Here is a 22,303-nt window from a genome sequence, read left to right on the forward strand (position 1 = left end):
GGCCATGACCGCCTTCGTGGACGTGCGCAACCTCAGCGTCGACTTCAAGACCCGCAACGGCCTGGTGCATGCCGTGCGCGATGTGAGCTTCACCCTGGACAAGGGCAAGACGCTGGGCATCGTCGGCGAATCCGGCTCCGGCAAGTCGGTCACCTCCTATTCCCTCATGCGCATCCTCGATGCGGCGGGGGTGATCGCCGGCGGCGCCATCACCTTCGAGGGCATGGACATCGGCTCGGCCTCCGAGCGCGCCATGCGCGACATCCGCGGGCGGGAAATCTCCATGATCTTCCAGAACCCGCGCGCCGCGCTGAACCCCATTCGCAAGGTGGGGCACCAGATCGAGGACGTGCTGCGCCAGCATGTCCAGGCCGACGCGCACAATGCGCGCGAGAAGGCCATCGAGGTGCTCAAGCAGGTGCGCATCAACAATCCGGAAGAGCGCTACCATTCCTATCCGTTCGAGCTCTCCGGCGGCATGTGCCAGCGCATCGTCATCGCCCTGGCGCTGGCCTGCAAGCCGCAGCTGCTGATCGCCGACGAGCCCACCACCGGCCTCGACGTGACCACCCAGAAGGCGGTCATGGATCTCGTCGCCGAGCTGACCCGGGCGCGCGGCATGGCCATGATCCTCATCACCCACGACCTGGGGCTGGCCGCCACCTATTGCGACCACCTCATCGTCATGAAGAGCGGCGAGGTGGTGGAATCCGCCCCCGCCCTCGAACTGTTCCGCAACCCGCAGCACGCCTATACCAAGAAGCTGCTGCGGGCGACGCCCCACGGCACGGAATCGGTGCGTGACCTGCTGCCCGAGGACCTGCGGCCGGCCGAGACCGCCGCCGTGCCGGAGCCCGTGGTCGTCAAGGATCGCACCCCGCTGCTGGAGGTGCGCAACCTGGTGAAGGAATATCCGCTGAAGTCGGCCCGGGGCGGCGTGTTCCGGGCGGTGGGCGGCATCTCCTTCAGCGTCGGGCGGGGCGAGAGCGTCGGCCTGGTGGGGGAATCCGGCTGCGGCAAGTCCACCACCTCCTCCATGGTGATGCGGCTTCTGGACCCCACCTCCGGCACCATCCGCTTCGATGGCACCGACATTGGCGAGATCCCCGCCGGCGCCTTCGCCCGCTCGCCCTATCGCGGCCGGCTGCAGATGGTGTTCCAGGACGCCACCGACAGCCTGAACCCGCGCTTCAGCGCCCGCCGCTCCATCGCCGATCCGCTGCTACAGCTGGGACTGAAGGGGGGCGAGCGCCTGTCCGGAGCGGCCCTCAACGCCCGGGTGGAGGAGCTCGCCACCCTGTGCGGCCTGCCCCACCATCTGCTGGATCGCTTCCCCCACCAATTGTCCGGCGGCCAGAAGGCGCGCGTGGGCATCGCCCGCGCCATCGCCGTCTCGCCCGATCTGCTGGTGCTGGACGAGCCCACCGCGGCGCTCGACGTGTCGGTTCAGGCGGTGGTGCTCAACCTGCTGGTGGACCTGAAGGAAAAGCTCGGCATGAGCTATCTGTTCGTGTCCCACGATCTGGCGGTGGTGAAGCTCCTGTGCGAGCGCGTCATTGTCATGAAGGGCGGCGAGATCGTCGAGCAGGGCAATTGCGCCAAGATCCTCAAGGCGCCCGAGCACGATTACACCAAGGCCCTCCTGGCGGCCATTCCGCATCCCCCCATCTGAGAGAGACGTGATGTCCGCGTTCGGCGCTGCGCCGGGCTCCAGGCCCGGCGACGACTTCACCATTCCCGCCCTCCATGCCGCCTATGCCGCCGGCACACCGGTGGAGGCGACCATCGACACGCTGCTGGCGCGCCACAGCGCGGCGGGCGACCCCGGCATCTTCCTCAACATGGAAAGCCGCGAGAACCTGATCGCCCAGGCCCGCGCCCTCGGCCCATTCGACCCCGTAGCCAAGCCGCTGTGGGGCATCCCCTTCGCGGTGAAGGACAATATCGACGTGGCCGGGGTGCCCACCACCGCCGCCTGCCCCGACTTCGCTTATGTGCCGGACAGCGACGCGCCGGTGGTGGCCCGCCTCAAGGCGGCGGGCGGCCTTTATGTGGGCAAGACCAATCTCGACCAGTTCGCCACCGGCCTCGTCGGCCTGCGCACCCCCTATCCGGCGCCCCTGAACGCGGTCGACCCGGCGCTGGTGCCCGGTGGCTCGTCCTCCGGCTCGGCGGTGGCCACCGCCCGGCGCATCGTCTGCTTCGCGCTCGGCACCGACACCGCGGGCTCCGGCCGGGTGCCGGCGGCGCTGAACAACATCGTCGGCCTCAAGCCGTCGCTGGGGGCCCTGTCCAGCCGCGGCGCCGTGCCGGCCTGCCGCACCCTCGACTGCATCTCGGTGTTCGCCTTCGACATCGCCGACGCCTGGAGCGTGTTCGATCTGGTCGCGGCCTATGATGCGGCCGATCCCTTCTCCCGCGATCGCGACGTGCGGGGCGAAATGGTGCCGCAGGTGGTGGGCATTCCCTCCGCCGGCAGCATCCGCTTCTTCGGCGATGATCTCCAGGCCGCGGCGTTCGCGGCGGCGGTGGCGCAGGTGCGCGCCACCGGGGTCGAGGTGCGCGAGGTGGATTTCGCCCCGCTCTATGCGGTGGCCGACATGCTCTACCAGGGTGCCTGGGTGGCCGAGCGGCTGGCGGCGGTGGCGCCGTTCCTGAAGACCCATCCCAACAGCCTGCACCCGGTGACCGCCAGGATCATCGAGGGTGCGCGCGACCTCACCGCCGTCGATGCCTTCAACGGCTTCTATCGCCTGAAGGCGCTGGCGCGGGAGGCGGAAATCGCCCTCGACGGCATCGACCTGTTGTGCGTGCCCACCATGCCCACCTTCTGCACGGTGAAGGAGGTGGAGGCGGACCCGATCGGCCCCAATGCCCGGCTCGGCACCTACACCAATTTCGTCAACCTGCTGGACTGGTGCGGCATCGCCGTGCCCTGTGGCAGCCGCGCCGATGGCCGGCCCGGCAGCATCACCGTTCTGGCCCGGGGTGGCGGCGACCGCTCGGCCGCCGCCTTCGCGGCCCGGGTCACCGGGGCTCCGCCGCTGCCGCCGGTGCGTGCGCCGGTGTCGTCGGACATCGAGCTCGCCGTGGTGGGTGCCCACCTCTCCGGCATGGCGCTCAATGGCGAGCTGACCCGCCTCGGCGCCCGCCTCGCGCGCACCGTGCGCACCGCCCCGGACTATGCGCTCTACCTGCTGCCCGACACGGTGCCCGCCAAGCCCGGCCTGCTGAAGGTGGGGCCAGGGGCCGGCGCGGCCATCGAGGTGGAGGTGTGGACCCTGCCGGAGACGGGCTTCGCCCGCTTCGTGGCGGCCATTCCCGCGCCCCTCGGCCTCGGCCGCATCGCCCTTGAGGACGGCAGCCGGCCACAGGGCTTCCTGGTGGAGCGCTACGCGGTGGACGCCGCCACCGACATCACCACCTTCGGCGGCTGGCGCGCCTGGTGCGCGGCGCAGGAGACGCTGCCGGCCACCCGCGCGGCGTCGTGACACCTGCGCCGGACGGGCCCGTGGCACGTTCGGCGTGGTCCAAGTGAGCGCACCAAGCGAGCGCACCAACGGCGCGCAAGGGCCGGCCTCGGCGGCCCCGCGCCATATCCCTAGAGTGGGGCGGTGGCGCGGATCAGCCAGGCGAGGTCATCACCCTCCAAAAGCGGCGTCAGGGCACCGCGCACCAGGCGGTGATAGGCGTCGATGGCGCCCCGCTCGGCCGGCGTGATGAGGCTGAGATCGATGAGCTTGCGGTCGTAGGGCACCAGCGTCAGTGTGGTGAAGCCGAGACATGGCTTCTCCGCGCCCGGGACGGTCCGAGGCTCCACCAGGACCAGATTCTCGATGCGGATGCCGTAGGCGCCCTTCTTGTAGTAGCCCGGCTCGTTGGACAGGATCATGCCCGCCGCCAGCGGCACCGAGCCGAGCGGCGAGATGCGCGCCGGCCCCTCATGCACCGACAGGCCGGCACCGACCCCATGGCCGGTGCCATGATCGAAATCGAGCCCCGCCGCCCACAGATACTGCCGCGCCAGCGGATCGAGCTGGGCGCCGGTGATGCCGGAGGGAAACACCGCCAGGGTGAGGGCGAGATGGCCCTTCAGCACCAGGGTGTAGCGCGCCCGCATCTCTTCTGAGGGCATCCCCACCGCCAGCGTGCGGGTGATGTCGGTGGTGCCATCGGGGTATTGGGCGCCGGAATCGAGCAGGAACAGCTCGTGGGGATGAAGCGCGCGGTTGGTCGCCCGGGTCACCCGGTAATGGACGATGGCGCCATTCTCCCCTGCGCCGGCGATGGTGGGGAAGGAGACGTCGGTGAGCGCGCCGGTCTCGCGGCGAAAGGTCTCCAGCGCCTCCACCACATCGATCTCGGTGAGGCGCCCCCCCAGGGCGGCGAACTCGAACCACGCCAGGAAGCGCACCAGCGCCACCCCGTCGCGCACATGGGCGGCGCGCATGCCGGCGATTTCCGCCGGATTCTTGCTCGCCTTGAACAGGGCGATGGGGTCCGCCCCCTTGTCCACCGTGCCGCCCGCGCCCTCGATCACCTGCGCCAGGTGCACCGGCGCGGTGGCCTGGTCCACCCGGAAGGTGCGCCCGGTGGCCAGCGCCGCCAGGGTCGCCTCCAGCTCGCTCGCCGGATGAATATGGGCGTGCTCGGCCACGCTGGCGCGCACCTCGCGGCTGAATTTGGCGTGGTCGACGAACAGGTGCGGCAGGCCATCCGCCGGCACCACGCACCACGCCAACGGCAGCGGCGTGTGGGCGACGTCGCCACCGCGGATGTTGAGCAGCCACGCGGTGCAATGGGGATCGGACACCAGCAGCCCGTCCAGCCGCTGCTCCCGCAGCGTCTCCTGCACCCGGCGCAGCTTGGCCACCGGCGTCTCGCCGGCGATGGCGGGATCCAGAAGGCGGATCGGCTCGCGCGGCGCCGGTGGCCGGTCCGACCAGAGGGCGGCCACCGGATCCTCCGGCACCGGCACCAGGATGCCGCCGGCCAGGGCCACCGCCTTGGCCAGCCGGTCCCGGCCGTCCAGGGTGGTGCGCCAGGGGTCGAAGCCGAGGCTCGCCCCCTTGGGCAGGTGGCTCTCCAGCCATTTTTCCGGCCGTAGCTCCGAGAGGGGCACCACGCTGAAGGCTGACGTCTCCACCTGGGCCGGCGCCTGCAGCACATAGCGCCCGTCGACGAACAACGCCGCCTCGTCCTTCAGCACCACCAGCAGGCCGGCCGAGCCGGTGAAACCGGTCATCCAGGCGAGGCGCTCCTCGCGGGCCGGCACATACTCGTTCTGGTGGGCATCGGCGCGTGGGATCACGTAGCCATCAAGGCCGCGGCGCGCCAGTTCGGCGCGCAGCGCCGCGAGGCGATCGGGGCCGGCGGCGCCATCGGCGAGGTCCTCGAAGGTTTGAAAGACGGCCTTGAAACGATGGGGATTTGGGTGATGCAGGGTCATGAGGACAACGGGTGCGACCGGCCACGTGCGAGGGCAATGCCTCGACCATAAGAGCGTGGCGGCCAGACCGCAACGCACGCAACGGCATGTCGACGAGAAGTTGCAAGCCCCTTCCCCGGTCACAGCCCGTTGAGCAGGCGCTCCAGATAATCCAGCTCCAGGCGCGGCCGGCCCGGCTGCTCCAGGCGGCGCCGCAATTCCTCCAGCACCTGGCGGGCGCGCTGCGCATCCACCTCGTCCGGCACCTTGACGGTGAAATCGTCGCCATAGTCCTGGCCGCGCAGGGGCCGGCCCAGGGGATCGGTGCGCTGGGCACTGTCCTCGCCCGGACCGCCGGGGCCCGGCTCACCATTCTGGTTGCCGCGCTGGCCCTGGGCCAGGGCCTGGGCGCCCTGCCGCAGGGATTGCAGGGCCCGGCCTTCCGCATCGAGGGCGGTCTGCCCCTCGCCGCGGCCGAGAGCCTCCTCGGCCTCACGCATGGCCTGCTCGGCCCGGCTGAGGGCCTCTCCGGCGCGATCCATCGCCTGGGCCTGGGCCTGGGCCTGGCCCTCACCCTGCCCTTCACCCTGGCCTTGCGGTTCCCCGTTCTGGCCCTGCTGCCCCTGCTGGCCGCGCTGCATCTCGCGCAGGGCATCGCGCATGCGGCCCAGCCGCTGGCGCAGCTCCTGCTGGCCCTGCCGCAGCTCGTCGAAGCGGCCCTGGCGGTCGGCCTCCCCCTCTTGCGGGCCGCCCTCTTGCAGGCCGCCCTCCTGCGAACCACCCTCTGCGCCCTGCGGCTCGCGCCCGTTCTCCCGGCCCTGGCGATAGGTGCGATCGCGCAGGCGCTGCTGCTCCTGGATCATGGCCCCCAGTTCACTCTGCTGGCGGTTGCCCTGGCGGCCGGCCTGGCGATTGCCGGGGCGCATGTTCTCCATCATCGCCTGCAGCTGTTCGAGCAGCTGCTGGGCGGCCTCGCGGTTGCCGGAGCGGGCGAGATTCTCGATCTGGTCCAGCATGCGCTGGAGATCCTGTGGCCGCACGATGCGGGTGTTGGGGTCGAGCGGGCGGGCGTCGGTGCCGCTGTCGCGCCGGCTCTGCTCGGCCAGCTGGCGCATCATCTTGTCCATGGCGGCGCGCAGATCCTGCGTGAGGCGCTGGATCTCCTCATCGCTCGCGCCCCGCTCCAGGGCCTCGCGCAGGGCCTCCTGGGCGGCCTTGAGGGCGCGTTCCGCATCGGTGAGGGTGCCATCCTCGATCTGGACGGCCATCTCCCACAGATAGTCCACCAGCGCCCTGAGATCATCGTCGTTGCGGGCATATTTGGCCTGGGCCAGCGCCGCCCGCAGGCCGAGATACTGGCCGAGCGGCGGCGCGAACGCCTCCGGCGTATCGGTCAGGGCGGTCAGCACCGCCACCAGCCGGCGCCGGTTGCGGGCATCGAAGGCCAGAAGGCGCCGCTCGTCGATCAGCGCCCGCGCCATCGGATTGGAGAAGCTGCGCGCCGGCAGGCGCACCTGCCGGGTCTCGCTCCGCCCCTCATTGCCGGTGTCGTCCCGCACCCTAAGGGTCAGCTTGACGGTGGCGCCGGCCCAGGGATGGGCCACCAGATCCGCCGAGGTCTGGGCGGCGCCGCTGCGCCCGCCGGGCGGCAGCACCAGCTTCACCTCCGGCGCCGGAACCAGCGGCTTTTCCGGCACCCGCGGGGCCGCCGCACCGGGGCGGGGAAACAGCGGCGGCTCGGCCGGCACCGGCGTCATCTCCACCTCGCCCGCCTTCACGCCATAGTCGTCCTCGATGCGATAGGCGAGCTGCAGCACGTTGCGCGGCCCGGGCTTGGGCTCGCGGGCGAAGGCCACGGTCGGCGGCAGATCCGGCAGCGCCTTGAAATGCCACATGACCCGGCGCTGATCGGGCCCCACGAAACTCACGTCGCCCGTATCGTGGATGACGAAGCGCTGCTCGCGGGCGGCAGCCGGCGCTTCCGCCGCCGTCCCGGCATCACCAGCCGGGGGCGCCAGGGGGGTGATGCCCCCCTCCAGCTTCAGGCCGTCGAGATCGATGCCGGCGCCCCGCACCACCAGCACGCTGCCCGCCGGCACCTGCAGGGCGGTGGCGTTCAGCGCCGTGGGCTCATCCCAGCGCAGCCCCGGCAGCACCGCGGGCGGGCGACCGGTGTAAGCAGGCGGATCCACCCAGGCATCGAGCCGGAACGGGGTCGGCGGGGTCAGCGCCCGCCAGTCGAAGGCGGCGCCGATGCGGGCGAGATGCGCCCCCGGCGCCATGAAGAAGGTGGCGAACAGGGCCAGCACCACCAGCGCCCGCAGGCCGCGCGGGTCACGCTTCGCGAGGCCCGGCGCCGGCAGGCCCGCGCGCAGGCGCGCGGCGGCCGTCACCGCCCGCGCCAGATGCGCCCGCCACAGGGCCGCGCCCACCGGATCATCCGGGCGGGTGGCAAGGCGATCGGAAAGGGTGGTGGCTGGCCGGTGCGCCAGGGCGCTTTCCCGGTCGAGCCGCGCCACAGCCTCGGCATCACCCGGCAGCCGCACCCGCAGCAGAGGAATGAGAGAGAGCAGCAGCAGGAGGGCAAAGGCAGCAACGCCGATCACCCGCCCCAGCGCCGGCAGGGCGGGCCACAGGCCGGCGAACGAAACCGCCAGGAACAGGCCCACCACCAGCAGCGGCAATGCCAGGCCGGGCCAGATCCGTTCCCAGGTGAGGCTCAGCCGGGCCCGCCGCACGGCGCGCGCCAGCAGCCGCTGGGCCGTCGCCGCCCTGGCGGCATCCGCCGAGAGCTTCGGGTCTTCCTCCGCGCCATCCAGAGGCCGCTTCGCCGGGCTCACGCCATCTCCATGATCTCGCGAGAAACTCGCGCCCGCGCGGGGCTTTTCCAGAGGACCTTGCCGCCCGGAACTCGCACGAGCTTAGCACGCCGCGCCACAGGCACCAGCGGCGCACGCACCCCGCCCCATCACAAGCCGGTGGCACCCGGCCCGCGTCAGAAGGCCGTGTCCGCCGCGGTGCCGATGGCATCCGGGTCGAGTCCCAGGGCCTTGAGGGTCTCGCACATATGCGGCGGCAAAGGGGCGCTCACCGCCACCGGCGCACCGTTCTTGGCCAGCGGCACCACGATGCGGCGCGAATGCAGGTGCAGCTTGGGCCCGCCCGGCAGGCGGGAGGCGCCGCCATAGATGGCATCGCCGAGGATCGGCGCGCCGAGATGGGCGAGATGGGCCCGCAACTGATGGGTGCGCCCGGTGACCGGCGACAGGGCCAGCACCGCCAGCCCCTCGCCCCGATGCAGCACGCGATAATCGGTGACGGCCTCCTGGGCCCCCGCCGTGCCCTTGGGCACCGCCTGCATCCACCAGCCGCGATGGGGCGAGCGCTTCGCCAAAGGCTGGTCGATGCGCCCGGCATCGTCCGCCGGCGCGCCGCGGGTGAGCGCCACATAGGTCTTGTCCACCTGCCCGGCGGCGAACAATTTGCCCAGCAGCGCCAGCGCCTTGGCGTGGCGGCCCAGAACCAGGCAGCCGGAGGTGTCCTTGTCCAGCCGGTGCGCCAGCTCCGGCGCCCGCGGCAGGCCGAAGCGCAAGGCGTCGAGATGATCGGCCAGGGTCTCCCCGCCCTTGGGCCCGGCATGCACCGGCAGGCCGCAGGGCTTGTTGATGATCAACATCATGCCGTCGCGATGCAGGATCGGCAGGTCGGGCGCGGGGGTATCAGAGGCGGGTGGCGCGGCTGGCGGCAAGGGCATGGTCATGCATTTCGGCGGAAGAGGGAGAAAAGCAGCAGAACACCACCCGCGTCACCGAGGAGGCGGCCTCGAGATGGTCGAGCACCGCGCCCACGGCGAGCGGGGCGGCCCGTTCCGCCGGAAAGCCGTACACCCCGGTGGAGATGGCGGGAAAGGCGATGGAGCCGAGCCCGGCGCCGGCGGCGAGCGCCAGGCTCCGCGCATAGCAGGCGGCGAGCAGAGCGTCCTCCCCCACCCCGCCGCCCTGCCACACCGGCCCCACCGTGTGGATCACATGGCGCGCCGGCAGGGCGAAGCCCGGGCTGAGCTTGGCGGCGCCGGTGGGACAGCCGCCGAGGGTACGGCAGAAGGCCAGCAGCTGCGGCCCTGCCGCCCGGTGGATGGCGCCATCCACCCCGCCGCCGCCCAACAGCGAGCTGTTGGCAGCATTGACGATGGCATCGAGGGCGAGGCGCGTGATGTCGCCGGTCACCACCTCCAGGCGGACGCCCCGCCAGTCATAGGTGGCGGACGGGGTGGGCGATGGGTCAGGCGATGAGGGGATCATGGGAGCGGGCTGCCAACGATGCGATACGCGGAATGCGCCAGGCCTTATCTAGGACCGCCAGCCTCATGTCGGAACCCCAGGCGCCCACCGGGCCGCGCAGACGCACGAGCACGGGGTGAGCGCCGACCGGGCCGACTTCAGTCCGGGGCGAGCTCCAGGCTGAGATCGAGGGTGGAGCGGCGACCGAGGTCGTCGAAATGGGCATCGAGGAAGATCTCTGCCGCCGCCCGGCCGAGATCGCGCAGATGCTGCAGGAAGTTCCATTCCGCATTGAGCTTGGAGGTGGCATCGAGCGCCATCAGCTGGTCCTCGCCGCCGATGCGGTGCAGCCGCACCCGGCGGAAGCTGGAGCCGCCCAGGGTCCAGCGGCTCAATAGGCCCTGGTCGATCAGCTTGGCAGCGTGGTCGATGGCCCGCAGCTGCGCCAGCAGCGAGGCGTTGAAGGTGATCTCGTTGATGCGGTTCTGGATTTCCGAGGCGGTGCGCGGCGTGGTCTTGCGGGCCACCGGGTTGATCTGCACCAGCAGGATGTCGTCGGCATCCGCTTTCTCATAGAGCGGAAACAGCGGCGGATTACCCATATAGCCGCCGTCCCAATAGGGCACGCCCTCGATCTCCACCGCCTGGAACAGGAACGGCAGGCAGGCGGAGGCCATGACCGCATCGGCGGTCATCTCGTCATGGCCGAAGATGCGAGCGCGGCCGGTGTGCACATTGGTGGCGGAGATGAAGATCTTCACCTGCGAGCGCCGCAGCGCCTCGAAATCCACGTGCGCCTCCAGGATCTCGCGCAGCGGATTGATGTTCAGCGGGTTGAAATCGTAGGGGGAGAAGAAGCGGGAGGCCACCTCGAAGGCGAGATAGGCCGGGTTGCGGGCCAGCGACCAATTGCCCATCAGCCGGTCGAAGGCGGTGCGCTGCAAGGGCGACATGCGCCCATCGCGGGACACGTCCCGCCAGAACTGGGTGAGGCCGTGGCGAGCCTCCTCGGGATCGCCCTTGGCGAGGCCGTTGGCCAGCACCACCGCGTTCATGGCGCCGGCCGAGGTGCCGGAGATGCCGCCGATGACGAGCCGCTCGTCCTGCAGCAGCCGGTCCAGCACGCCCCAGGTGAAGGCGCCGTGGGCGCCACCCCCCTGGAGCGCGAGGGACAGGGACTTCTTTTCGCCGTCGCGACGGGCCATGGGTCTTCGCCTCCTCAGCACGGGTCTGTTGCGACCCACCCCCGACCCGCCGCGCGGCGGATCACTCCGCGGTCCAGCCGCCGTCGATGGACTGCATGGAACCGGTGATGGAGCGGGCATTGTCGGACGCGAGGAACACGGCATAGGCCGCCACTTCCTCCACCGTCACGAACTCCTTGGTGGGCTGGGCGGCGAGGATGACGTTCTTCTTCACCTCTTCCTCGGAAATGCCGCGGGCCTTGGCCGTATCCGGAATCTGCTTCTCCACCAGGGGGGTCCAGACGTAGCCGGGGCAGATGGCGTTCACGGTGATGCCGAACTGCGCCGTTTCCAGGGCGGCGGTCTTGGTCAGGCCAGCGATGCCGTGCTTGGCCGAGACGTAGGCCGACTTGAAGGGCGAGGCCACCAGGGCATGGGCCGAGGCGGTATTGATGATGCGGCCCCACTTGCGGGCCTTCATGCCGGGGATCGCCGCCCGCATGGCGAAGAACGCCGCCGACAGGTTGATGGCGATGATCATGTTCCACTTGTCGATCGGGAATTCCTCGATCGGCGACACATGTTGGATACCGGCATTGTTGACCAGGATGTCGCAGGAGCCGAGCTCGGTCTCAGCGAGCTTCACCATGCCCTCGATCTCTTCCGGCTTCAGCATGTTGGCCGGCGAATAGAGGCACTTCACGCCGAAATCGGTCTCGATGCGGGCGCGTTCGGTCTCGATGGCGGCCGCATCGCCGAGGCCGTTGATGACGATGTTGGCGCCTTCCTTGGCGAAGGCGCGGGCATAGGCGAGCCCGATTCCGCTGGTGGAGCCGGTGACGACGGCGACCTTCCCTTTGAACATGGCTTTTCCCCAATCCGGCGCAGGTGAGCGCGCAAGGCGCGGCATCACCATCTAGCGATGCGCTGTGACGATGCTGTCACATGCGGATGATCGCGACGATCCCCCGCGCGGCGCAGCTTGCCTTGGCCCGCGAAGCGACGCAATGCGCGCCATCCCGCAAAATGCGGGGTGGTCGCGCGCTGCGCTTCTGGTATCAGATTATGGTTAAGCTCCAGCGTCGTCGCGGTGGCGATGGCGGAACGGGCCTCCATGCATTACATCGGATCTGTGACCCGCGAAGAGATGCATATCAGCCCCCCAGGCGACGACCACGACCACAGCCAATGCGTGGCCGGGGCAGTGGCGCGCGTCGAGCAATGCTGCGTGGCCAAGGGCCTGCGGCTCACCCCGCTGCGGCGCAATGTGATGCGGGCCTTGGCGCAGAGCCACACGCCGCTCGGCGCCTATGACATCGTCGAGAGGCTGACCGCCGAGGGCGAGGGCGCGCCGCCCATGTCGGTCTATCGGGTGCTGGATTTCCTGGTGGCCGAGGGGCTCGCCCATCGCATCGAGAGCCGCAATGCCTATCTCGCCTGCACCCACCCCCACGACATCGACGAGGTGGTGGTGTTCCTGATCTGCGAGCGCTGCGGCCTCACCCGGGAAGTGGGCTCCCACGCGGTGGGCCGCGACCTCGCCTGGGCCGCCCGCGCCGCCGGCTTCACCCCGCGCCAGCGGGTGCTGGAGGTGGCCGGCACCTGCGCCCGCTGCCGCGAGGCGGCGGAACGCGACGGCGCCACGGCGCCCGACGGCGCCTGAGCCCTCCGCCGGTTGACGCTGGCGCCGCCCGGGCCTACCTCGATGGCGTTGCCGGCGCGCTCATGGCGCCCGTGACCCTGCTGCCCGAGGATCTTCCGGCCATGACCTCTGCCCCCTCCCCGATCGCGGCGCCCGCGGTGGTGCCCACCGAGCTTCTGCAGGCCGGCCCTGCCGGCCGTCGCCCCACCGTGGGGGTGCGGGTGGGCGCGGTGATGGTGGGTGGCGGTGCCCCGGTGGTGGTGCAGTCCATGACCAACACCGACACCGCCGATGTGGCCGGCACCGTGCGCCAGGTGGCGGCCCTCGCCCGCGCCGGCTCGGAGCTGGTGCGCCTCACGGTGGATCGGGACGAGGCGGCGGCGGCCGTGCCCCACATCCGGGAGAAGCTGCTGGCGCAAGGCATCGACGTGCCGCTGGTGGGCGATTTCCATTACATCGGCCACAAGCTCCTGGCCGATCACCCGGCCTGCGCCGAGGCCCTCGCCAAATACCGCATCAATCCCGGCAATGTGGGCTTCGGCGACAAGAAGGACCGGCAGTTCGCCGCCATCGTCGAGACCGCCCTCAAGAATGACAAGCCGGTGCGCATCGGCGCCAACTGGGGCTCCCTCGACGGCGAGCTCTTGACCGCCTTGATGGACGAAAACGCCCGCCTGCCCCACCCGGCCGAGGCCCGCGCGGTGACCCGCGAGGCGCTGGTGCGCTCGGCGCTTCTGTCGGCGGCGCTGGCGGAGGAGATCGGCCTCAAGCGCGATCACATCATTTTGTCCGCCAAGGTCTCGGCGGTGCAGGACCTCATCGCCGTCTATTCCGAGCTGGCGCGCCGCTCGGACTACGCTTTGCATCTCGGCCTCACCGAGGCGGGCATGGGCTCCAAGGGCATCGTCGCCTCCACCGCCGCCATGGGCGTGGTGCTGCAGCAGGGCATCGGCGACACCATCCGCGTGTCGCTGACCCCGGAGCCGGGTGGCGACCGCACCCGCGAGGTGCAGGTGGCGCAGGAAATCCTGCAGACCATGGGCCTGCGCACCTTCGTGCCGCTGGTGGCGGCCTGCCCCGGCTGCGGCCGCACCACCTCCACCGTGTTCCAGGAGCTGGCGCAGAGCGTGCAGGAGATGATCCGCACCCGCATGCCCCATTGGAAGGCGACATATCCTGGCGTCGAGACCCTGAACGTGGCGGTCATGGGCTGCATCGTGAACGGGCCGGGGGAATCGAAGCATGCCGACATCGGCATCTCCCTGCCCGGCACCGGCGAGACCCCCTCCGCCCCGGTGTTCATCGACGGCAAGAAGGTCGCCACTTTGCGCGGGGCCAACATCCAGGAAGAGTTCCGCCAGATGGTGGAAGCCTATGTGGAGCAGCGCTTCGGCGTGGGCGCGAAGGCCTCATCCGGCTCGGCCGACGCCGCCGAGTAAGCCGAAAGCAGAGCGCGGCGTGACGCAGGAAGACCCCATCGGGCTACCTGACGTTACGAAAATTTCATCTGCGCCCGCCCTATCGGCGCCCCCCTTGGCTGCTCATATCCCTCCCGGTCCAACCACCGGAGGCGGAGATGACCCCCGAGGAACGTGCCCTGATCGACGGCCTTTTCGACCGCATGCGCGAGTTCGAGAGCGCGCCGCGTGACGCAGAGGCGGAAGCGCTGATCGCGCGCCGCGTCGCCCAGGCACCTTATGCACCCTATGCGCTCGCCCAGAGCGTGCTGGTTCAGGAACATGCCCTGCAGCAGGCCTATGCCCACATCCAGGAGCTGGAAGCCCAGCTTCAGGATGCCGAGGCCCGCGCTCAGTCGGCACCATCGTCTTCCGGCGGCTTCCTTGGTGGCCTGTTCGGCGGCGGCCGCGGGTCGGTTCCGGCAGCGGGAGCCCGCCCGACGGATCAGCCCATGGGCGTGCCTCCGGGCTACGCCCAAGGTGGCTACAATCAAGGCGGCTACAATCAGCCGGGCTATAACCAGCCGGGCTACGGTCAGCAGGGTTATGGCCAGGGCGGCTACCCGCAGGCGGCCCAGCAGGCCGGCGGCCCCTGGGGCCAGCAGCAGCCCATGCCGGCGGCTCCCGCGCAGCGTGGCGGCGGCTTCCTGCAGGGGGCTCTGGCCACTGCGGCCGGCGTCGCCGGTGGCGCGCTGCTGTTCGACGGCATCAAGAGCATGATGTCCGGCGGCGAGGGCGCCATTGCCCAGCAGGCGGCCGACGCGGTGAAGCCGGTGACCGATGCCGCCGGCGACCTCGGCGCCGAAGCCCAGCAGGCGCTGGGCGGCCAGGGTCAGAGCGACAGCTTCTGGGACGTCGACCCGCAGAATGCCAGCCTCGACGACGGTGGCTGGGATCTGGGCGGCGACGACAGCGACTGGACCTGAGCGCGCCCCAACCCAGAGACCCCAACCCTGAAGCGCGGGCCGGGCCTTATCCCCGGCCGCGCCGCATGTGGCAGCCCATCGCCGGTGCAGACCGGCGAGGCTCGGGCTGAAGTAGCTGGTGGCGTTGTTGGCTCCTGGGCTTGCCTGCTGGTGGACTTGCGCCGCCATCCCTGCGATGGAGCGGAGGAAGGCGCGCAAGACGCGCCAGCCAGACAAGCAGGGGGCCCATGACGCCGTTCGGTCGCCGGGTGCGAGATCTGCGAGCCAGCCGGGGTGTGACGCTCACGCAGATGGCGCACGCCTTGGGCGTGACCCCCACTTATCTTTCGGCGCTGGAAAACGGCAAGCGCGGGCGGCCCACCTGGGCGCTGGTGCAGCGCGTCATCGCCTATTTCAACGTCATCTGGGACGAGGCGGAGGACCTGCAGCGGCTCGCCGAGCTGTCCCAGCCGAAGGTCAGCGTCGACACCTCGGGCCTCAGCCCGGAAGCCACAGAGCTTGCCAACCTGCTGGCGCAGGAGATCCGCCACCTGCCCCCCGAGGCGGTGGCCGAGCTGCTGGGCCGGCTGAAGATCCTGCGCAAGCGCGCCTGAGCGCCCCGCCCAACGCTCAGGCGACGTGGGAATCGGCGCCGACATCCCCATGGTCGGGATCCGACTGCTGCCAGGCGAGCTTCTTGCGATAGAGCGTGGACGGGCTGAGATCGAGCGCCGCCGCAGCCAGGGTGATATTGCCATCAAAGGCGGCGATCGCCGCCTCGATGGTGCGCCGCTCCACCACCGCGAACGGTTCGACGATGCGCAGGCCCGGGGTCACCGGCAACCCGCCGGGGGCCGGCACGGCCGCCGCCAGAACCGGGGCGCTGCGCCGCTCCGTCGAGACCGCGTCACCGTCCATGCGGTCATCCTGGAACAGGGCCGGCGACAGCACCGGTCCGTCGCTCAAAACCACCGCGCGGCGCATCAGATTCTGCAGCTCGCGCACATTGCCGCGCCACTGGCGCTGGCGCAGCACCTCGGCCGCCTCCGGTGTCATCCGCGGCAGCGGCCGCCCTTCCTCGCCCGCGAAGCGGGCCAGGAACGCCTCGGTCAGCAGGATCACATCCTCGCCCCGCTCCCGCAGCGGCGGCAAATGCAGATGCAGCACATGGAGGCGATAGAACAGATCCTCGCGCAGGCGGCCGGCCTTCACTTCCGCCACCGGATCGCGATTGGTGGCGCAGACGATGCGCACGTCCACCTGCCGCTCATGCCCCTCGCCGATCCGCCGCACCTTTCCATCCTGCAGGAACCGCAGCAGCTTGGCCTGCAGAGCGAGGTCCATCTCACCCAGTTCGTCGAGGAACAGGGTGCCCCCGTCGGCCAGCTCGGCGGCGCCGGAGCGCTCCGCATGGGCGCCGGTGAAGGCGCCCCGCGCGTGGCCGAAGATCTCACTTTCCATCAGCTCGCGCGGGATGGCACCGCAGTTCAGCGCATGGAACGGCCCCGCGTGGCGCGGCGAGCGGGCGTGGACGGCACTGGCCGCCAGTTCCTTGCCGGTGCCACTCTCGCCGGTGACGAACACCGGCGCGCGCGAGGCGGCCACCCGGTTGATCTGCTCATAAAGCCGCGTCATGGGGGTGGAGCGGCCGAGAAAGCCGCAGAAATCCGAATGGAGGGTGGCCGCCGGGGGCCGCCGATCCTCGCGCATGGCCCGGCGCCGCTCCGGCCGCTCGGCGGGCGCGGCCGCCACGAGGCGCTCCGCCACGTCTTCCGCCCGCACCGGCTTCAACACCACGTCGTCGGCGCCGGCCCGCATGGCGGCCACCGCGCCGGCCACCGACCCCTGGGCCAGGGCGACGATCATCACCCCTGTCAACCCGGCGGCCCGCAGCCGCGCGATCATGTCTTCCTCGCCCGGCCCCATGGCCACCAAAGCGGCGTCGCAATGGGGCGCCAGCACGAAGGCCGCCTCGAGGCACTCCGCTTCCATCATGTTCAGGGCGTCGCGGCGGCCGAGGGCAGCCCGCAGCCCGCGTCGGGCCGCCGGATCCGGATCACAGACGAGCACACGCAGGTTCTGGGCGGAGCGGACGACGGTCATGAACGGCACACGTGGGCAGGAGGCGGGCGCTCAGGGTGCCCCGCCGGGGGTAAACAAATCCTTGCCATCGGCGTCTGAGCAACTGCCGATGGGCCGTCTGGCGGCTTGCACCCGGATGCCCGAGCCCCAGCCGCCGCTCAGCCCCTCGGGCGCTTGAGGGTCGCCGCCTCCTGGGAGAGGCCCGCCGCCTCCAGGGCATCCAATGCCCGCTCGGAGACGGCCGGCGCCGGCAGCAGGTGGCGCACCAGCCGGCGCACCCCCTCCGCCCCGCCATTGTCGAGCCGGGCGAGGGCGCGCACAGCCTCCCGTTCATCGCCGCTGCGCTCCAGGGCGTGCAGCGCCAGGGCCAGGGCAAGCCGGCTCTGCGGCCCGCTGTGCAGGCGCAGCTGCGGCACCATGGCCTGGGCGGCGAAGGGATCCCGCTTAAGGAAGGCGGCGATGGCCAGATAGGCCTCCTGCAGCGGTGCCCGACCGGCCCCATGGGCCTGCGCGGCGCGCAGCAGCGCTTCCCCCTCCTCGACACGGCCAGCGCCGATCAGCACCGATCCCACCGCCGCCGCCACATCGAAATCCAGGGGATTGAGCCGCAGCGCCCGCTCGCCGGAGGCCACCGCATTCTCGGTCTGGCCAAGGTAGAGCTGCACCAGCGCCAGGGTGCGGGCGGCATAGGCGCTGGTGGGGGCGAGATCGGCCGCCAGCTCCGCCTCCCGCAGCATCAGCGCATTGTGCTCCGTGTCCGCAGCGGGCGCGACGCCGCGCATGGCCTCGTCGAGCAGCAGCGAGGCCCGCACCGCATGGCCGAGGGCGAATTCCCCATCCCGCGTCACCAGGCTGGTCAGGCAGGCCCGGGGCGTCGTGGCGCTGGCGCTGCCGTCGTTGCGCAGCACGGCGAACGCCGCGGCGACGCAGCCGAAGCCGGAGCCCGGGGCATGGGCCAGCACCTGCGAGCGCGCCCGCACCGGCACCACGCCATAGCTCTCCATCAGCGCCGGGGTCACCTCGCGCACCACCTGCAGCTCGGTCTCCTGGCTGCCGGGCTCCGCCTTGAGACCGTCAATGGCCTGCGACCAGACGATCACCCCCTCGCACCGGTCCGCCAGGTGCAGCATGAGCGAGAAGGTGCCATCGGCGCGGGGCTCGGCGAGGCCGCCGAGCACGAACACCGAGCGCGGCTGGCGGCCATTGCATTCGCGTGCCGCCAGGCCCTCTCCCGTGCCGGCCCGCACCTCGGCGAAATCGAACTGGGCGAAAGCATCGCGCAGCCGCTCCTCGATGCTGCGCAGGTCGTTGCGCACCACCTCGCGGCTGTCGTTGGAGGCAAGGCTGGTCACCTCCACGATGGGCAGCCGCACCCGGTCCGCCAGCGGCGGGCGCCCCCCCAGCCACGATTGCAGAACCGGCGGCGCCTCCATGCCGCTCAGCCACAGCACCGCCGCGGTGGCGCAGGCGGCCGTCGCCGCCACGACGGCGGTCATGGCCGCCGCGGCCCAGCGGCGGGGGGCTCGCGCCGCCGGAGCCGGCACCGGGATCGGCACCGGCGCAGCCTCGGGCAGTGGCGCCGGCACCGCGGCGGCCGGCGACGTCACCGCCGGCACAGCCCCCTTGCGCGGCACGAACTGCGGCACATAGCCCCCCTTGGGGATCAGGATCTGCAGGGGGTCGTCCAGGCCATCGGTATTGTAATAGTTCTGCAGGGCCCGCCGCAGGCGGGTCGCCTCCACCCGCACGATGGGATCGGACTGGGGATCGAAGGAGGCCGGCCGGCCCAGCGCCTCCACCGCGATGGTGTAGCCCTTGATCTGCTCGGCCCGCCCGGCAAGCCTCGCTTCAACCACATAGCGCAGGAAGGCGCCCAGCCGTGGCGAGGTGCGCAGGTCCGGCGCCGCCAGCACCCGCTCCAGCGCCTCGACCACCTCCTCGTCGGCCGGCGCCGCTTCGGCGGGCGGGGCTTCGACGGGCAGGGCTTCGACGGGCAGGGCTTCGACGGGCGCGGATATTGTGGACAGGGATCCGGCGGACATGGATCCGGCGGCGCCCCCCTCGGCGGCCGGCAACACGCCATCCGCCGGCGCAACGTCGGGCGTTGCAGCGTCGTTGGGTTCCATTTTGCCGGCATTACCCATGGTCATGGGGTCTTTTTCTGTCAGAAGCCATGCGCATGCAAGAGGATTGAGCCGCGCTCGCGTGATGTTTCCTGGAGGCCGGAGCGCTGATAGCTTGCAGAACTTGGCGGCCGAAGCATGGCCGCATGAGCGCTCACGCGCGCTTGAGGGAGACCATCATGGTTCTGGACGACAGGGCTGGCAGCACCGCTTCCGTTGCGGACGTGCCGAACGACATCGACGCCTTCTGGATGCCGTTCACCGCCAACCGTGCCTTCAAGAAGCGACCGCGGCTCGTCGCCCGCGCCAAGGACATGCACTACTACACGCCCGAGGGCCGCGCCGTGCTCGACGGCTGTTCCGGCCTGTGGTGCACCAACCCCGGCCACAATCGCGAGCCGATCGTCGAGGCCATCCGCACCGCCGCCACCACGCTGGATTTCGGCCCCACCTTCCAGTTCGGCCATCCCGATGCCTTCCGGCTCGCCAACCGCATCGCCGCCCTGGCCCCGGGCGACCTCGACCACGTCTTCTTCTGCAATTCCGGCTCGGAGGCGGTGGATACGGCGCTGAAGATCGCCCTCGCCTATCACAATGCCACCGGCCATGCCGGGCGCACCCGCCTCATCGGCCGCGAACGGGCCTATCACGGGGTCGGCTTCGGCGGCATCTCGGTGGGGGGCATCGTCACCAACCGCCGCACGTTCGGCACCATGCTCACCGGCGTCGACCATCTGCGCACCACCTATGACCGCGAGCATCAGGCCTTCACCAAGGGCGAACCCGACTATGGCGCGCATTTTGCCGACGAGCTGGAGCGCATCGTCGGCCTGCACGACGCCTCCACCATCGCCGCGGTGATCGTCGAGCCCATGGCCGGCTCCACCGGCGTGCTGCCCGCCCCCAAGGGCTATCTGCAGCGGCTGCGCGAGATCTGCGACAAATACGGCATCCTGCTGATTTTCGACGAGGTGATCACCGGTTACGGCCGGCTCGGCGCCGCCTTCGCCGCCGAGCGCTACGGCGTGGTGCCGGACCTCATCACCTTCGCCAAGGGCATCACCGCCGGCGCCGTGCCCATGGGCGGTGTGCTGGTGCGCAAGGGCATCTACGAGGCCTTCATGAAGGGGCCCGAGCACACCATCGAGCTGTTCCACGGCTACACCTATTCGGCCCATCCCCTGGCCTGCGCGGCGGCGCTCGCCACCCTCGATCTCTATGCGGCGGAGGACCTGTTCGGCCGCGCCCGCCGGCTGGAGCCCCTGTGGGCCGATGCCATCATGAGCCTGCGCGACAGGGCCGGCGTGCTCGACATCCGCACCGTCGGCCTTACCGGCGCCGTCGACCTGCCCGCTCGCGAGGGCGCTCCGGGCGCCCGCGGCTATGAGGGGCTCGAACGGGCGTTCCATGAGGAAGGGCTGATGATCCGCACCTCCGGCGACACCCTGGTGGTGACGCCGCCGCTGATCATTTCCGAGGCGCAGGTGGGCGAATTGGTGGAGAAGCTCGGCCGCGTCATCGACAAGGTGATGTAAACCGCCCCGCGCCGGGGCTGCTGCGGTGGCCCCGGCATGCCGGCATCAGGAGCACCGGCATCACAGGCACCGGGATCGGGGCACGAAAAGAACCTAGAGCCAGCCCGTCAGGGTCAGCACCGCCACCACGAGCAGCAGCGCGCCGACCGCGCCGCCCGGGGCATAGCCCCAGCGGGCGCTGTAATTCCAGGTGGGCAGGGCGGCCACCGTCAATATCACCAGCACGATGATCAGGACCGCCGCCATCGGTGCCTCCAAAGGGGTGGCGACCCGGACATGGGCGCCATCAGGACAGGGCTGCCTTCCGTGCCCGCGCAGGTGCCCACCCGGACGGCCATCGGTGCCGGCGCAACGACGGCGCGCGAGTCACGGCGCGGGGCACGGCGCGGGGAACGGAATGCGCCGGGCATCCTGAGGGCATTCCCCTAACAGCTGGTATTCAACCGGGCCCGCCGACAGGTTACGCTCCCGCCCCGGGGCGCGCCAAGCCATAACCGGCTGCCACATGCAAAAGGCCCGGCCGTGGGGCCGGGCCTATCGTCTCCTACGCGTCGCGCCCGCAGGCGCCCCTCAGGCTCAGGCCTGGAAGGGATGCTTGACGGCGTCGCGCTGCTCGGTGGCGACCTTTGCGGAGGGCTCGCCCTTGACGGCGCGGGCGAGGGCCTGCTTGGTGGCCTCGTAATTGTAGGACTGGATCTTGGCGTCGTCCGCCGCTTCCCAGTGGATGAACACGCCCACGCAGATATAGAGGTCGTCCGCCTCTTCCAGCGGGATGATGCCCTCGGCCACCGCGTCCTGCACCGCCTTGGCGACGCCGTGCTGGGCCGGGCCGAACATCTGCACCGCCTGGCGCGCGTCCTTGATGGTCACCTTGTTGAACATCACGGTGTTGGGCTTGCACTGCAGGTTCGGCGCAATCACCGCCAGCAGGGACGTGAAGCCGTCCTTGTTGTTGGTGAGGCTGTTGCAGAAGGCGCTTTCGGCCGCGCTGCCGCGCGGGCCAATGATGAGGTCGATATGGGCGACCTCGTTGCCGTCGCCCACCAGCGCCTCACCCACCAGAACCTTGTCGATCTTGGCCATCGTTTCGTCCTCCCAAATGGAACCCGGGCGATGGCCGCCGGACCGGGCCGCGGGAGCCCTGCTCCCGCACGCGCCGTCGCATCCATCACCAGGCTCGGGACGACCGCCTCCGGTTCATGCGGATAGCGGTCGGCTGCCGCTTACCCTTGTTGTCAGCGCCCGGCACACGCCGAGCCGGTTCACCGGATAGCTCGCGGAAACTACGCGACCCAACGGCCGCCAGCAAGATGCCCCGGGCGCGGCGGATGGCCCATTTGTTCCAGTCTGATCAGAAATCGCTGGCGATGCCGCCCACTTCCCAGTCGCCATAGCGCACCGGCTCCGGCCCGTCGCGGCCGTTGATCTCCTTGGGCAGCGGCGTGCGGGCGGCATCGGCCGCCTGGCGCCGGGCCTCGGCTTCGGCCAGCGCCCGCTTGGCGGCATCGCTGAGCGGCTTGCGCTGGGCCTCGGGGGCGGCGGGGCGCTGGGGCGCGTCGGTCATGGCAACCTCTCGGGTCTCGGGGCGTGATCTCTCACGCAATTTGGGCGCTGGCGGCCGCGTGCTCAACCTTGAACCACCGCTGCAAAGCATGGTAGCGAACCGC

19 protein-coding genes are annotated in these 22,303 nt (G+C 70.8%); 7 read left to right on the top strand and 12 right to left on the bottom strand.

Annotated elements, in window-relative coordinates; all coding sequences use genetic code 11:
• The first annotated feature begins 4 nt into the window (after positions 1 to 4).
• Together ACU4E7_RS06620 and atzF are read left to right on the top strand one after the other, a co-directional pair.
• Positions 5 to 1,672 (top strand): dipeptide ABC transporter ATP-binding protein, encoded by a 1,668-nt coding sequence (locus ACU4E7_RS06620; protein WP_447021041.1) that lies wholly within the window; start codon positions 5 to 7, stop codon positions 1,670 to 1,672.
• Between the two features lie 10 nt (positions 1,673 to 1,682).
• The gene (atzF, locus tag ACU4E7_RS06625) at positions 1,683 to 3,491 is read left to right on the top strand and encodes an allophanate hydrolase (protein WP_447021042.1); all 1,809 of its coding nucleotides are present in this window, start codon (positions 1,683 to 1,685) and stop codon (positions 3,489 to 3,491) included.
• Positions 3,492 to 3,601: 110 nt separating this feature from the next.
• On the opposite strand, the gene ACU4E7_RS06630 is transcribed toward atzF, so the two are convergent.
• From ACU4E7_RS06630 to ACU4E7_RS06660, 7 genes are all read right to left on the bottom strand, one after another.
• Positions 3,602 to 5,449: an aminopeptidase P family protein gene (locus ACU4E7_RS06630; RefSeq protein ID WP_447021043.1), complete on the bottom strand. Its 1,848-nt coding sequence runs from the start codon at positions 5,447 to 5,449 to the stop codon at positions 3,602 to 3,604.
• A gap of 119 nt (positions 5,450 to 5,568) precedes the next feature.
• On the bottom strand, positions 5,569 to 8,268 hold the full coding sequence (locus ACU4E7_RS06635) for a TIGR02302 family protein (protein WP_447021044.1): 2,700 nt from the start codon (positions 8,266 to 8,268) through the stop codon (positions 5,569 to 5,571).
• A gap of 155 nt (positions 8,269 to 8,423) precedes the next feature.
• Positions 8,424 to 9,182 (bottom strand): RluA family pseudouridine synthase, encoded by a 759-nt coding sequence (locus ACU4E7_RS06640; protein WP_238123597.1) that lies wholly within the window; start codon positions 9,180 to 9,182, stop codon positions 8,424 to 8,426.
• Positions 9,148 to 9,729: an O-acetyl-ADP-ribose deacetylase gene (locus ACU4E7_RS06645; protein WP_238123576.1), complete on the bottom strand. Its 582-nt coding sequence runs from the start codon at positions 9,727 to 9,729 to the stop codon at positions 9,148 to 9,150. Before ACU4E7_RS06645 ends, ACU4E7_RS06640 begins: the two co-directional genes overlap by 35 nt.
• A gap of 137 nt (positions 9,730 to 9,866) precedes the next feature.
• Positions 9,867 to 10,913 carry a patatin-like phospholipase family protein gene (locus ACU4E7_RS06650; RefSeq protein WP_238123577.1) on the bottom strand — a complete coding sequence of 349 codons (1,047 nt, stop codon included), beginning with the start codon at positions 10,911 to 10,913 and terminating at the stop codon, positions 9,867 to 9,869.
• A 61-nt stretch (positions 10,914 to 10,974) separates the two neighbouring features.
• A complete protein-coding gene (locus tag ACU4E7_RS06655; protein ID WP_238123578.1) occupies positions 10,975 to 11,757 on the bottom strand; it encodes a 3-hydroxybutyrate dehydrogenase in 783 nt (260 codons plus the stop codon).
• Between the two features lie 44 nt (positions 11,758 to 11,801).
• Positions 11,802 to 12,008 carry a hypothetical protein gene (locus ACU4E7_RS06660; RefSeq protein ID WP_238123579.1) on the bottom strand — a complete coding sequence of 69 codons (207 nt, stop codon included), beginning with the start codon at positions 12,006 to 12,008 and terminating at the stop codon, positions 11,802 to 11,804.
• Between ACU4E7_RS06660 and ACU4E7_RS06665 the strand changes: the two genes are divergently transcribed.
• From ACU4E7_RS06665 to ACU4E7_RS06680, 4 genes are all read left to right on the top strand, one after another.
• Positions 12,007 to 12,555 carry a Fur family transcriptional regulator gene (locus ACU4E7_RS06665; RefSeq protein WP_447021045.1) on the top strand — a complete coding sequence of 183 codons (549 nt, stop codon included), beginning with the start codon at positions 12,007 to 12,009 and terminating at the stop codon, positions 12,553 to 12,555. The genes ACU4E7_RS06660 and ACU4E7_RS06665 overlap by 2 nt on opposite strands.
• A 101-nt stretch (positions 12,556 to 12,656) precedes the next feature.
• Positions 12,657 to 13,973, top strand: coding sequence for a flavodoxin-dependent (E)-4-hydroxy-3-methylbut-2-enyl-diphosphate synthase (gene ispG / locus ACU4E7_RS06670; RefSeq protein WP_447021595.1), 1,317 nt, complete (start codon positions 12,657 to 12,659; stop codon positions 13,971 to 13,973).
• A 137-nt stretch (positions 13,974 to 14,110) separates the two neighbouring features.
• Positions 14,111 to 14,917 carry a DUF2076 domain-containing protein gene (locus tag ACU4E7_RS06675; RefSeq protein WP_447021046.1) on the top strand — a complete coding sequence of 269 codons (807 nt, stop codon included), beginning with the start codon at positions 14,111 to 14,113 and terminating at the stop codon, positions 14,915 to 14,917.
• Between the two features lie 227 nt (positions 14,918 to 15,144).
• The gene (locus ACU4E7_RS06680) at positions 15,145 to 15,510 is read left to right on the top strand and encodes a helix-turn-helix domain-containing protein (protein ID WP_238123582.1); all 366 of its coding nucleotides are present in this window, start codon (positions 15,145 to 15,147) and stop codon (positions 15,508 to 15,510) included.
• Between the two features lie 16 nt (positions 15,511 to 15,526).
• Here ACU4E7_RS06680 and ACU4E7_RS06685 read toward each other — a convergent pair whose 3' ends face one another.
• Both ACU4E7_RS06685 and ACU4E7_RS06690 read right to left on the bottom strand, forming a co-directional pair.
• Positions 15,527 to 16,999: a sigma-54-dependent transcriptional regulator gene (locus tag ACU4E7_RS06685; RefSeq protein ID WP_238123583.1), complete on the bottom strand. Its 1,473-nt coding sequence runs from the start codon at positions 16,997 to 16,999 to the stop codon at positions 15,527 to 15,529.
• Positions 17,000 to 17,136: 137 nt separating this feature from the next.
• Entirely contained in the window at positions 17,137 to 19,128 is a 1,992-nt protein-coding gene (locus tag ACU4E7_RS06690) for a hypothetical protein (protein ID WP_447021047.1), read from the bottom strand.
• A gap of 152 nt (positions 19,129 to 19,280) precedes the next feature.
• Between ACU4E7_RS06690 and ACU4E7_RS06695 the strand changes: the two genes are divergently transcribed.
• Complete coding sequence (locus tag ACU4E7_RS06695) at positions 19,281 to 20,636, top strand: aspartate aminotransferase family protein (RefSeq protein WP_238123585.1); 1,356 nt, start codon at positions 19,281 to 19,283, stop codon at positions 20,634 to 20,636.
• Positions 20,637 to 20,729: 93 nt separating this feature from the next.
• Here the strand turns inward: ACU4E7_RS06695 and ACU4E7_RS06700 are convergent, their stop codons facing one another.
• From ACU4E7_RS06700 to ACU4E7_RS06710, 3 genes are all read right to left on the bottom strand, one after another.
• Complete coding sequence (locus ACU4E7_RS06700) at positions 20,730 to 20,882, bottom strand: DUF3309 family protein (RefSeq protein ID WP_238123586.1); 153 nt, start codon at positions 20,880 to 20,882, stop codon at positions 20,730 to 20,732.
• A 330-nt stretch (positions 20,883 to 21,212) separates the two neighbouring features.
• Positions 21,213 to 21,719 (bottom strand): formaldehyde-activating enzyme, encoded by a 507-nt coding sequence (gene fae / locus ACU4E7_RS06705; RefSeq protein WP_447021048.1) that lies wholly within the window; start codon positions 21,717 to 21,719, stop codon positions 21,213 to 21,215.
• Positions 21,720 to 21,987: 268 nt separating this feature from the next.
• Positions 21,988 to 22,200 (bottom strand): DUF1674 domain-containing protein, encoded by a 213-nt coding sequence (locus ACU4E7_RS06710; protein ID WP_447021049.1) that lies wholly within the window; start codon positions 22,198 to 22,200, stop codon positions 21,988 to 21,990.
• Between the last annotated feature and the right edge of the window lie 103 nt (positions 22,201 to 22,303).

This window comes from Xanthobacter sp. ZOL 2024, assembly GCF_052932325.1.